This is a genomic window from Fusibacter sp. 3D3 (genome assembly GCF_001748365.1).
GTDB lineage: Bacteria > Bacillota > Clostridia > Peptostreptococcales > Acidaminobacteraceae > Fusibacter_A.
On the sequence record NZ_BDHH01000002.1, the window covers coordinates 327,844 to 339,673 of the forward strand.

An 11,830-nucleotide genomic window follows, 5' to 3' on the forward strand; every position below is an offset into this window, starting at 1 on the left:
GTCATCTCCGTTCTTACTTAAATACGATAAATGGCGCAATTTTATCTGAAAACACAATAAATAGAATTGCCCAAATAATAATGATTAGGCTTGGCAAAATAAACTTTTTTAGAACTGGTTTATAGTCATCAAGTCCCACAACCTGTGCTGCAAATATACCCGCCAGCGCCGTAGGTGGCATCATATCGCCTAAAGATGCAATCAATGAAATTGCAGATGCTGTGACGATCTGACTGCCGCTCAAAAACGCCATCAAGAACGGAACCCCGAGTACAGAGGCTGAACCATAAGAGGATACGGCGCCAAACAATGGAATTGTAACCGCCATCGCAATGTATCTCAAAGCATCCGGCAGACTAATACAAGCCGTTACGATTAAGCCACGAACACCTGTTAGCGTCATAATCTGTATAAACATCCCTACGCCCATTAAAATACCTAAAACCGGCAATACACTTTTAATCGATTCCTTGCATACTTTAGTCACACTAATGCGCTCTCCAGTAAAAGCGCCTACTATGGAGGCAATGATAAAGATCAAAGGCATGCCCAAGTTCGGCAACGTTGGAAAGGCTTTGTTGATCACCATTAGTCCTAGAGCGATAAATATTGGAATAAATATTTTAACTCCATATTTATCCATTGGCGCGTTGTTTAATTTTGACTTGATGAGATCATATTCAAATTTCTTGACATATTTATAGCCAAACATTAGGACAAATAAAAACGCAAGTGGAAAAGTAAGCATTGCAAGTGGCCCTTCAAATCCAACGTATGGAATATCTATGCCGCCGCCAATAATCATAACTGGAATATTGACTGGAGGTGCGATCATGCCTAGCAGACCACCCATGGCTATGATGCATGCCGTCTCAAGTGCCGGGATACCCATGATCATCAAAATTGGTGCCATGATAGATCCTGCTGACAATACCGCTGCAGTCGATGATCCTGTGATCATACCCGGAAACATGATTACAAGCATGATCAAACAGAGGAGTAAAGCGGGTGTTTTATTGAATTTTTTTATTATAAGTGCGGAGAGCGCATCAAGCGCCCCAGAATCCTGTATTACTTTCATAAAAATCATTGCAGTTGTAATAACCAGTACGGTGTCTACATATGAAAACATCCCTTCCACTAAGTGCCGGAGCGGAAAGCCATAGCCACCTACAAAAGCGCCCACAATAGCAGCTGCTACCATGGAAATACTCACAGGAAGCTTTAAAATAAAACAACCTGAAACAAACGTTATAATCATAGCTAAAAAAATGATCAATTCAATGCTCATGAAATGCCTCCCTCAAATTCGCAACAACAACTAGCGTTATACTTTTTATTTAAACGCAGCTTTGAGAGTTGCCGTAATATCTGACATGGTATTGACAACATCCATTGGTATCTTCGCATCTGATGCAAGACCAGCCATCAAGCCATCTTTATCCCCCGCCATTACAACGATTGCATAATCTGCTTTGGCAAAACTCGGCGCAATAAATTTATCGGAAAGTTCTCCTCTTCTTGCTTCTCCACCTATATGAACCGCAATAATCGTAATTCCAGCTTCATCTGCCGCATTTACCAGTGCAGATACTCTTTCAATTTCTTGATCCGCATCAATACCTGCAGCACCTAATCCTTTTGAAGAGCCGCCAACTGCCAAAATAAGCGTTTTAATATCTGTTAAATCCGCTTCTGTAGCAGTCATCTTCATTGTCACTTCTATCTCATTTTTAGTAAGCATTGTCTTTACCATTTCAACATCTGCGGATTGTCCAACCGAAGTTAACAATACCGGTCGTTCTGCAATGGGTTCTTTTAACCCCTCAATCGTTGCGACTTCAGCAACTGCCTCTGGTTTATTTGATGTATCATTCCCACATGCCATTATGAGCATTCCCAATAACATGATTACTAAAAACACTGAAATTTTCTTTTTCATATCTTCTCTCCCCTATCTTAAAATTACTAGATTTACCTCTTATGGATCGTTAAGAGGTTCACACATTGTTTAAACAAATGTAACATATTGGCCTTAATCTTTCTATTTTTTCTCTTATTTATCTTATTTATCTCAGAGCTGTCCGAACAGGCCACTTTACACCGGGCGAAGACTCATGATCCAAAAAAAAATCGCCACATCAAGTCGATGCAGCGTTATTGAAGTGCTTTGGTCCTATTGAATAAGTTTATACGTTTGTTTTGGCCTTCCCACTTTGCCGTAAGTACTTTTAACTTCAACAATATTCTCCGCCGAGAGATATTGCAAATATCGGTACGTGGTTTGATAGGCGAGTCCAGAGATCTCCGAAATTTCTTCAACAGCAATGAAATCATCGATTTGAACCAGTGCATCTAAAATCAATTCAAGCGTTGCCATGCCAATGCCTTTTGCAGGCACGAGCTCTACTTTGGGTTTTGTATTTGTCGTCTCACGCGTCTGTATCAATTTAATATGCAGTTTAATGCGAGATATGATATCGGGTGTTCTGATGGGCTTCATCGCAAAATCCGTTGCACCAACCTCTAAAAATCGATCTGCGAGTTCTTGACTTTCGTCAATAGTGAATACGATTATTGGAATATGAGCATCCAATGTCCTGATCATGCGCACGCCTTCAAAACCATTAATTCTTGGCATATGATAGTCCATTAATATCAAATCAGGCTTAAACTCTTTATAACATTCCAAACCCACCGCAACATTTTCAGCTGTAATTGCAACCCATCCTTGGCTTTCTATAACGGCCTTCAAAGCAAATCTTATGGCTTCATCATCATCAATCGACAATATTGTCAAAATCTTGTCCATTTGCTACCCCCCATTCCTTTAGCACCACTTTAATCGTCGTGCCCACATCTAAAGTGCTTTCAATCTCAATCCACCCCTCATAGGCATCTACAACACTTTTCACAAAACTCAGACCTAGCCCATGAGAATGCTTCGTGGAATAGCCTACCTCCCATATTTTATCACAATTTTTCATATCGATGCCACACCCATTGTCTGAGACTTCAAATCCCAAATAGGCACTTTCTTCAACAAAGAAGCGAGAAACAGTGATTTGTATATTGGGCATCCTTTGTTTTGAAGCTTCATAGGCATTTTCAAGCAAATTGATGAGCACCCTGATCATCCGCGTTTTGCTCAAAATAAGCATATGCTTTGGATAATCATTATGAACCATGACAAAGGGCGCATATTCCGCAATGGAAATTTGCGCTAAAACAGCATGAAGCAGTTCGTCAGTCGTTATAAAAGACTTATAATCTTCATACAAAATTTCAGAAATCATCCCACTCATTCTATTTATTGCAAGTTCAACATTCTCTAAGTAGTTGACATCCTTGCTACGACCATCCATCTCGCAATTCAATCTGACCACGCCCACGAGTGCCTGTGCCGATGTCAACGGCGATTTCAAATCATGGACCAAACTGTTCATCTCTAAAAAAGTTCTATTTTTAAGTGCCGTAAACTTTGCTTCAATTTCCATTTTCCGGTTGGCTTCTTTTAGAGCATTCATTGATCTCAAGTTATTCTCGTCCCGAATGAGCAAAAATAGAAGCGCCCCTAGAAAGAGCAGCAACAGCATAAAAACGAGGGCCATTATATCCACTGTTTTATCAGCGTTTAAAAAGTGAGCAACAAGTTTTACTTCGTTGGAAGTTTCACCTCTACCTATGGGCAATCCCTCCATGCTAGGCATAATATCCACAAATTGAAATGCAGTTAAAAAAACCATAATCAAGGCGGACTTCTTCCACCCGCTCACACGATTGTAATCGTTCTTTCCCAAAAGCATCAAAAGTATGATCAAGACAAAAGCAGGCATGCCAAAGTAGTACTTGATGTGATGGATATAGCCAATAATAAAATAGACGGGTGGAATGATGAGACATACCAATGCCGACTTAAATAATTTTTCAAATGGAAAATTGTCGCTAATTTCGATGGACTCGGCAATAAAAAATGCGCCTAGGTAATGTGGAAAAGCACGCAGAGAATTGAGTGCAATCAGTTCCAGCCCTGCAACCAATAAAATGATCACATCTTCATTTCGAATAGCAAGACTTAGTTTTTCAGGTATTTTAAAGGTATCCACTGTAATCACACTGGGAATAACAATGCCCAATATCACCATAATTAGCCCATACCAAAATTTAGCGCGGTTAAAATTCTTGATATGAATACTGCTCATCACATGCCCCGCTTCCTATAAAAAAGCCCTAATAAGCCAACACTTAGAATAAACACGATACCAATCAACCCCTTAGGATAGGCGATCTTGTGATATATGCCCCCGACACCTATTGCTGTTTGTGTCATAGGGTCAAACGGCATGCCGTAATCTAAAGTGATCTTTTCAATATTCAGTAAATTGATCACATCGACTTGTTTCGCAAGATAATGCTGTATGACCCCACTTTTTTCATCAACAATGCCTAAATAGCGCTTCCCATCCAAAAGGCCTTGTCCTAGCGTGATGGATTCCTCAGAAACACCCCCACTGGTTATATTGCCCCCAGCTGCGATAAAGCATGCTATATCCCCATAAGTCTTCAATCTCAATTGAACATTACGTTCCAAATCAGATTCCCTTAAAAGACTGAGACCTGCCTCTGCCAGCCTTTTTTCAATTTCAAGGCGTTTATCAGGGTCAATATTGACGCCCACATCGAAGTCTCCACCGATTGAGACCATGGCACTATCTGTGCGGATCAGCCCCTCTTGATATAAACGATGCATCATCTCTGGAAATGTTAATGCGTAGTGATTAGCGCCATAGGTAGATGCCCCAATGCTGGTTATAGGAATCATTTCAAGTCCCATCTCATCCGCTGCACAAATAACAGCTATATTGAGCGCAGGAAAGGAACCTGAGAAGCCTAGGCCCACACGATCTCCTCTTTTAAGGTCTGCTTCATGAAACATTTTTATCATGAGGGCAGCCATATTGGGGTTTGCTGTGGTCCGTTTTGCTTTCACTTCCCCTAAGGTGGTCGTGATAAGATTAAAGGGTTCCCCGATCATCCCAGTCTCAAAGTAATCTTCGTCTGATAGGGGAATTCCTAGGTCATATTTATAGCGTTTAACTGCTGCCATGCATTTTTCCATTTGCTCAGCAGCATTAACTTGTTGAGTATAATAGGCATTTTTTTCAACTTTGCTGCATTGAGCAATTAAAACCAAAGATAAAATAAGAAAAATCAAGATTGCGCCTAATCGTATCTCCTCTTTTTTACTTATATTCATATAAATTTCATCTCCTTATAAATTGAAAGCACGGTATAACACATTTCTAAAACGAAATGACCGGCACACCAAGCCACATAATCACAAGTAGATTCAGAATAACGACAACACCCAGTGCTAATGTTGACTTTAAAATACCTTGCCTCTCCCACTCTAAAGCGATAATACCTGGAACTATCTTGCCAATGATCCCTGGCGTATGCACTAAAATACCGCTTTGAAGGATGATGCTGTTTATGACAAAAGCAAGTAAAATCATAACAGCAAACCGTCTTCTTCCATAGAGAATCATAAAACTAGATAATAGCTTCGCGATGCCCCAAGTTAGGAAAACCACACCAAACGTATATAATATCCTATAAGGCGAATGAAAATTAAGTGCAAAATACCCCGCTACGATAAGACCTGATGGGGATATACCCGTTAATTCATAAAACAAGAGACTGATGACGATCCCTAGGATCATGATGTCGTTATCCAATTTCACGGCCCTCCATTTCAATTTTCCGCATCAGTTGAACCCCCTCATGCGCTATATTGCCCACTGCAAATACAAAAAAGTGCGCATCAATCGTTTTAAAGTCAATTGTACTTGAGGCGTTAAAAACTTTTACATCCATTCCCTTTTTTTCAAGAGTTCTCCTAGCCATGGCCTTCATAGACCCGATGAGCCACACTTCACTGGGTTTTAATTGTATGGCAAGTTCTATCATTTGCTGCGTCCTTGACAATCGATCCGCTCGACTATTGATCAAAAGAATACACTTTCTATGCTTCAGCAACGCGCTTTTCGTGAGCTTATCGTAAACGGCCATTGTGGAATCAGGATCATTAATTGAAAAACCATTTACGAAAACACCACCACTTTCAAGAAGAAATAGACTGAGTGCATATGGATCTTTCTTGTAATGCTGCATCCCTTCCATAGCAACTTCTTTAGCAACACCTACATGTTCACAAACAGAAAGCGCCAAAACCATGTTTTCCCTAAAGTGTTCATGCTCAAATTCATTTTGTAGATTTGCTAAAATGACCTCTGTATGACGTTTTTTGGCATTCTGCTTGAGTTGGTCGTAAAAATTAACATCTGAAGTAAATAAGACGCCGTGCTCTGGAATTGTGCTGGATAGCGCATCACAGATTTCAGGCAATGTTTTTCCCATTTCTTCCATATGATCATGTCTCACATTTGTGATGACGCCGATGTCACTCCTGACCATTCGATCTTGTGAAATACACTGCAACTCTGGTGAGATCGCCATACACTCACACACTAAAATATCGGCTTTTTCTCTTTGAGCCTTTTTTAAAACCCAGAGCTGCTCCTTAATGTTAGGTTTTCCATTTCTTTTGATACGCCTTTCAACATTGTCTGTCCCAATCGTCAAAGGGACAGTCCCTGTGGTTTTACAGAATACGCGATAGCCCCCTTGCCGTAGACCTGCATCTATAAGTCTAGTGACTGTGGATTTGCCACGTGTTCCGTTAATATAAATAACGTGCTTGAACTGCTTCCGCCTGTTAATTGCCAATTTGTTTTCTATTATAAATCCAATTATTGTAAGGGCGAAGAGAAAGATGATCCATTTTTCCAACATAGGCTACCTCTGTTTGCTCTGCTTTTTAATACTACTATAATACACTTAAAAAGAATAGCATACATTTCGTTCCCCAAAAAGAAAAAAAGTCGTGTTTGAGACACGACTTTTTAAGTACTGATTATTCACCTAGATAGTTAGGCTCTTCTTCATCTGTTAAAAGCTTTGCTTTTTCATACTCTGCAAATATAATATCTTGAATCATCGAGCGTGTTTCTTGATTTATTGGATGTGCAATATCTCTATAATCGGATTCCCCAACCTTTCGACTTGGCATTGCCACAAACAACCCATTTTGTCCTTCAATTACCTTGATATCGTGTACAACAAATGCATTATCAAAAGTCAAAGAAACGACAGCTTTCATTTTACCTTCTTCTCGTAATTTGCGAATTCTCACATCTGTAATATTCATCGATCTATTTCCCCCTAATTTTGCTGTGTAAAGGAAGTATTCTATACAGATTTAAAAATTCCTTCTTTTTTTTGCGAAAATATTAATTTTTTTTAATGATTTGACTGGATTCATAATTTTTCATAATTAGGGTGCACAATAATTTCGTTTTGTGCGTCAATTCCTTCAAATTTTATCAGCGATAAATAATCTTCAACTAATTTTTTTGAAGGTGAAATTGTATCCATGAGCACGCACACACCTGCCACTTTACATTCCAATTCTTCGACCAATTGAATCATGCCCTTTGCAGTGCCCCCTGCTTTCATAAAATCATCCACAATGAGTACTTTGGATTCTTTCTTAATCGCGTTTTTGGCGATATACATGGTTTGAAGACTTCCTGTAGATCCGGAAATAAAATTGATACTGATTTTAGACCCTTCAGTTACTTTATTTTCATGCCTTGCAATCACTAAAGGGACATTGAGTCCTCGCGCAGTCATCATGGCAATGGGAATGCCTTTGGTCTCCACGGTGAGCACATAATCCACTTGATGCCCTTCGTCTGAATATCTTTCTGCAAAAATATCCCCAATGCCCTTGGTATAAGTCGGATTGTATAAAATATCCGCCATGTATAAGTATCTTCCCGGCATAATGCGCTCTGGTTTCTTGATCTCGTCACAAATTTTTTCAATAAGTGCTGTCTTTTCTTCTTTTCCCATCATAGGCACATACTTAGCTCCCCCAGCTGCACCTGCAAGTGTTACCACTTTACCAAGAGAAAGTTCCTCCATAATCTTTTTAACAATTACGAGATCCTCACTAATGGTCGATTTCGCCGAATTAAACATATTGGTAAAATAATTTAGCGTATATACTTTGTTCGGTGAATCACATAAAATCTTAACAATTGCACCAATTCTTTCATTTCGTTTTAATTTACTCACTTCATCACACTCCGAATATTCATAATCTATATTTCTAATTTTATTCGTTTTTTTGATGGACTTCAATCCCTTTTTATTTTTTTCTTTCAAGTTTTTAAAAATATGGTATAATCATAATGTCTTTTGTGTCAAAAGACGTACTAAATAATAGAGGTGAAATATGATAGATATGAGTACCATCCAAAGGATTCACTTAATTGGAATTGGCGGGGTCAGTGTAAGCGCAATCGCTGAAATTTTACACACCAACGGTTATGAAATAAGCGGTTCTGATATGTCGTCATCTTCTACAACTGAAGCACTCAAAAATAAAGGTTTTAAAATATATATAGGGCATTCTGCCGATCATATAAAAAGCATTGATTTAGTCGTTTATACATCTGCTGTAAGCGCTGAAAATCCAGAGTTATCAGAAGCTATCGCAAAAGGTATTCCCTGCATTTCCAGAGCAGAGATGTTAGGCGAAATCATGTCCTCTTATCAGGATAGCATTGCAATCTCTGGTACACATGGTAAAACAACAACCACATCGATGGTCACAAGATTATTAAACGATACAACCCTTGATCCGACTGCACTTGTAGGCGGTTTTTTCTCAGATATCAAGAGTAATGTTCGAATCGGAAAAAGCGCATTATTCATTACTGAAGCCTGTGAATACAAGGAAAGTTTTTTATCTTTTTATCCCAAAATAGGAGTCATCCTCAATATCGATGAAGATCATTTGGATTATTACAGAGATTTAGAGCATATTGTCAGCTCTTTTGCAAAGTTCACTGAGAACATTCAAGAAGAGGGTGTTCTTATCTTAAATGGCGACGATTACAACAGCAAAAAAATCAAAGCTTATTATCATGGTCGTCTTATCACTTTTGGAATGAATTCTGAATGCGATTTTAACGCCAAAAATGTCGTCTACAATCATTTAGGTTTTCCAACATTTGATGTTTATCATAAGGACCAGCTCAAGACTCAAATTGCACTGTCTATTCCTGGGCAACACAATGTTTACAACGCACTTGCAGCCATTGCCACAGCCTCTGAATTCATACAAGACTTTGAGCTGATTCAATCCAGATTGAATTCATTCACCAATGCCAAACGCCGTTTTGAACAAATTGGCAAAGTGAATGACATTATCATTATCGATGAATACGCACATCACCCAAGCGAAATAAAAGCAACGCTGCAAGCAACTCGTCGAATTGAATCCATGCATAGATTATACTGCATTTTTCAACCGCACACTTATTCGAGAACCAAAGAGCTTTTACATGAATTTGCAGGTTCTTTTAAATATGCAGACGAAGTTCTACTCACCAATATATATGCCGCTCGTGAAATGGACAAAGGCGAAATACATTCGAAAGATCTTTTAAGAGAGCTCCTTGCTGAAGGTGTCAATGCACTGTTTTTTGAGACATTTGATGAAATTGTCACCTATTTAGCTTCTAAATGCCAACCCTATGACTATGTGATGACCATAGGCGCTGGCGATGTAAACAAAATTGGCTATCGGCTCACTGAAACATTAGGAAAATGAAATTAAGTTTATCCCATTTATAAAATTAGAAAAAGCGTTTATTCATCCAGCGATTGCTGAGATGAATAAACGCTTTTTTAATTTAACCGCTTTTTTCAATTTGTTGAATTCGTTTCAGGCGTTTTTTCTTTTTCTGCTTCAGGTTCTGTTTCAGGTTCTTCTATCTTTTTTTCGAGACCATAGATTTTGAACATTGTGTTTTCAAGTGCTGCTGGATCATGAATCCAATAGTCAAGACCACTAATGCGCTTACCTTCACCTTCGACTACATAAAAGGAAATTTGATCTGATTTCATACCGGCTGCTTTAACCGCATAGCCTAATGCCTTTTCAATCGTCATATCTGTCTTGATATAATTGCTGTTGATAATCGTATTCATAACCGATGGCAACTGAGCACTCAACGCTTTTTTGATCATTGAATTTACAAAAGCCTGTTGTCTTGGAATCCGCTGAATATCGCCTTCACTGATGGTTTTCGAATTGTTTTGTCTAAATCTTAAAAATTTGACCGTTTCGCTTCCGCTGAGTGTTTGAAGACCTGCTTTAATGTGAATATGAAGCTCTGGAGTCGCCCATGAATCATCGTAATCCATATCAAATGGCACTTTAACTTCATAACCCCCAAGGACGTCCACAACTGCCTGAACCGCTTTAAAATCTATTCGAACATAGTAATCGATCGGAACGCCCAAAAACTCAGATAGGTATTTTTTCATGCCATTGACACCGCCAACCTCTTTCATCCCGTAAACTGCATTCATCTTCTTTTGCCCAGGATTATTGTGGCCTTCCACAGGGTGATAAGTATCACGGGGTATAGATAAAATATCTAATTTCTGTGTATCTGGATCAAAACTAATAAACATCATTGTATCTGCTAGCGAGTCATTGAGCCCAAATGCGAGCACATTAACTCTATTCGAACTCTCTGCTATCTTCTGCAGCTCCGTTCGATTATCTTCTTCAACTGGCAGCTTTTCAGGCTCAACATTGATAGGCGTTGTTGAAGCGGGACCTTCCGTTGGTGTTTTAGCGACGCTCTTTTCATGATTCTTTTCTATGGCAAAAAATGTACCCGCGATTACAACTGTAAAGCATATAAAAGATATAACAAATAATTTAATGTAAAACTTCATATTGAGATTCCTTTCATAATAAGATCTATTTTATTGTAACATAATAGGAAAGGCACCCGTTTTACATTTATGTTACATCCTTTTAACGCTGTTTCTACTTAATACTGATAAAAGCCCGCCCCTGATTTTCTGCCAAGGTGTCCAGCCCTCACCATTTTTCTTAGAAGTGGATGTGGTCTGTACTTAGGATCTTTAAATTCATCAAATAAAACTTCCATTATCGCTAGATTCACATCATTTCCAATAAGATCTGCAAGCGCCAAAGGTCCAATCGGATGATTTGCACCAAGCATCATCGCTTTATCAATATCTTCCGCAGTTGCAACACCCTCTGCTAAAATGCCCACCGCTTCATTGATCATTGGAATTAAAATTCTATTGACCACAAATCCAGGTGCTTCTTCAACCTTTACAGGATCTTTGCCCACTTTTGTCGAAAGATCATAAACGATATCATAGGTTGCATCAGAAGTTGAAATGCCCTTGATGATTTCAACTAATTTCATAACGGGTACCGGATTAAAAAAATGCATCCCAATTATTTTATCTGGTCTCTTAGTGACTGCCGCTATTTCAGTAATCGAAAGAGAAGATGTATTGGTTGCTAAAATAGCTTCTGCTTTAACCACTTGATCAAGCTCTTCAAATATTTTCTTTTTAACATTCATATTTTCAGTTGCAGCTTCTATAATAAAATCACAATCCTTCAAAGCCTGAACATCAGAAGTCGTTTGAATTCTACTAAGGCTCGCAATCTTATCTGCTTCACTTAACTTACCCTTTGTCACAAGCTTCCCGTACGCTTTCTCAATACCTTTGAGACCTTTATCAAGCGCCTCTTCATTTAAATCACGCATAACGACATCAAAGCCATTTTGAGCAAATATTTGAACGATCCCAGCGCCCATAGTGCCTGCTCCTAAAATACCGATTTTCATAATCATTC

At 38.8% G+C, this 11,830-nt stretch carries 12 protein-coding genes; 1 reads left to right on the forward strand and 11 read right to left on the reverse strand.

The genetic code is table 11. The features are described 5' to 3' along the window. Positions 1-13 precede the first annotated feature (13 nt). The 9 genes from F3D3_RS03470 to purR all read right to left on the reverse strand — a co-directional run bounded on the left by F3D3_RS03470 (position 14) and on the right by purR (position 8,292). Complete coding sequence (locus F3D3_RS03470; RefSeq protein WP_069871239.1) at positions 14-1,291, reverse strand: TRAP transporter large permease subunit; 1,278 nt, start codon at positions 1,289-1,291, stop codon at positions 14-16. Between the two features lie 45 nt (positions 1,292-1,336). Further along, positions 1,337-1,942, reverse strand: coding sequence for a DUF6305 family protein (locus F3D3_RS03475; RefSeq protein WP_069871240.1), 606 nt, complete (start codon positions 1,940-1,942; stop codon positions 1,337-1,339). 234 nt (positions 1,943-2,176) lie between these two features. Next, entirely contained in the window at positions 2,177-2,812 is a 636-nt protein-coding gene (locus F3D3_RS03480) for a response regulator (protein WP_084388799.1), read from the reverse strand. Continuing rightward, the gene (locus F3D3_RS03485; RefSeq protein ID WP_069871242.1) at positions 2,781-4,202 is read right to left on the reverse strand and encodes a sensor histidine kinase KdpD; all 1,422 of its coding nucleotides are present in this window, start codon (positions 4,200-4,202) and stop codon (positions 2,781-2,783) included. Before F3D3_RS03485 ends, F3D3_RS03480 begins: the two co-directional genes overlap by 32 nt. Then, a complete protein-coding gene (pgsW, locus tag F3D3_RS03490; RefSeq protein WP_069871244.1) occupies positions 4,202-5,257 on the reverse strand; it encodes a poly-gamma-glutamate system protein in 1,056 nt (351 codons plus the stop codon). Before pgsW ends, F3D3_RS03485 begins: the two co-directional genes overlap by 1 nt. Before the next feature lie 46 nt (positions 5,258-5,303). Then, positions 5,304-5,738 (reverse strand): poly-gamma-glutamate biosynthesis protein PgsC, encoded by a 435-nt coding sequence (pgsC, locus tag F3D3_RS03495; RefSeq protein WP_084388800.1) that lies wholly within the window; start codon positions 5,736-5,738, stop codon positions 5,304-5,306. Continuing rightward, a complete protein-coding gene (gene pgsB / locus F3D3_RS03500) occupies positions 5,731-6,855 on the reverse strand; it encodes a poly-gamma-glutamate synthase PgsB (protein WP_084388801.1) in 1,125 nt (374 codons plus the stop codon). The genes pgsC and pgsB overlap by 8 nt, the downstream gene beginning before the upstream one ends. Positions 6,856-6,976: 121 nt before the next feature. Next, positions 6,977-7,270 (reverse strand): septation regulator SpoVG, encoded by a 294-nt coding sequence (gene spoVG / locus F3D3_RS03505; protein ID WP_069871245.1) that lies wholly within the window; start codon positions 7,268-7,270, stop codon positions 6,977-6,979. Positions 7,271-7,380: 110 nt separating this feature from the next. Then, positions 7,381-8,292: a pur operon repressor gene (purR, locus tag F3D3_RS03510; protein WP_306455907.1), complete on the reverse strand. Its 912-nt coding sequence runs from the start codon at positions 8,290-8,292 to the stop codon at positions 7,381-7,383. Between the two features lie 70 nt (positions 8,293-8,362). On the opposite strand from purR, the gene murC reads away from it, so the two are divergent. Further along, entirely contained in the window at positions 8,363-9,745 is a 1,383-nt protein-coding gene (murC, locus tag F3D3_RS03515; RefSeq protein WP_069871247.1) for a UDP-N-acetylmuramate--L-alanine ligase, read from the forward strand. A 95-nt stretch (positions 9,746-9,840) separates the two neighbouring features. On the opposite strand, the gene F3D3_RS03520 is transcribed toward murC, so the two are convergent. Both F3D3_RS03520 and F3D3_RS03525 read right to left on the reverse strand, forming a co-directional pair. Then, positions 9,841-10,884: an LCP family protein gene (locus tag F3D3_RS03520; RefSeq protein ID WP_069871249.1), complete on the reverse strand. Its 1,044-nt coding sequence runs from the start codon at positions 10,882-10,884 to the stop codon at positions 9,841-9,843. A gap of 98 nt (positions 10,885-10,982) precedes the next feature. After that, positions 10,983-11,825 carry a 3-hydroxybutyryl-CoA dehydrogenase gene (locus F3D3_RS03525; RefSeq protein WP_175438280.1) on the reverse strand — a complete coding sequence of 281 codons (843 nt, stop codon included), beginning with the start codon at positions 11,823-11,825 and terminating at the stop codon, positions 10,983-10,985. Positions 11,826-11,830 lie beyond the last annotated feature (5 nt).

Coding starts and splice junctions, on each gene's coding strand:
- pgsW (WP_069871244.1), bottom strand. CDS start 5,257: ATGAATATAAGTAAAAAAGAGGAGATACGATTAGGCGCAATCTTGATT.
- F3D3_RS03470 (WP_069871239.1), bottom strand. CDS start 1,291: ATGAGCATTGAATTGATCATTTTTTTAGCTATGATTATAACGTTTGTT.
- pgsB (WP_084388801.1), bottom strand. CDS start 6,855: ATGTTGGAAAAATGGATCATCTTTCTCTTCGCCCTTACAATAATTGGA.
- F3D3_RS03520 (WP_069871249.1), bottom strand. CDS start 10,884: ATGAAGTTTTACATTAAATTATTTGTTATATCTTTTATATGCTTTACA.
- murC (WP_069871247.1), top strand. CDS start 8,363: ATGATAGATATGAGTACCATCCAAAGGATTCACTTAATTGGAATTGGC.
- spoVG (WP_069871245.1), bottom strand. CDS start 7,270: ATGAATATTACAGATGTGAGAATTCGCAAATTACGAGAAGAAGGTAAA.
- F3D3_RS03480 (WP_084388799.1), bottom strand. CDS start 2,812: ATGGACAAGATTTTGACAATATTGTCGATTGATGATGATGAAGCCATA.
- F3D3_RS03475 (WP_069871240.1), bottom strand. CDS start 1,942: ATGAAAAAGAAAATTTCAGTGTTTTTAGTAATCATGTTATTGGGAATG.
- F3D3_RS03485 (WP_069871242.1), bottom strand. CDS start 4,202: ATGAGCAGTATTCATATCAAGAATTTTAACCGCGCTAAATTTTGGTAT.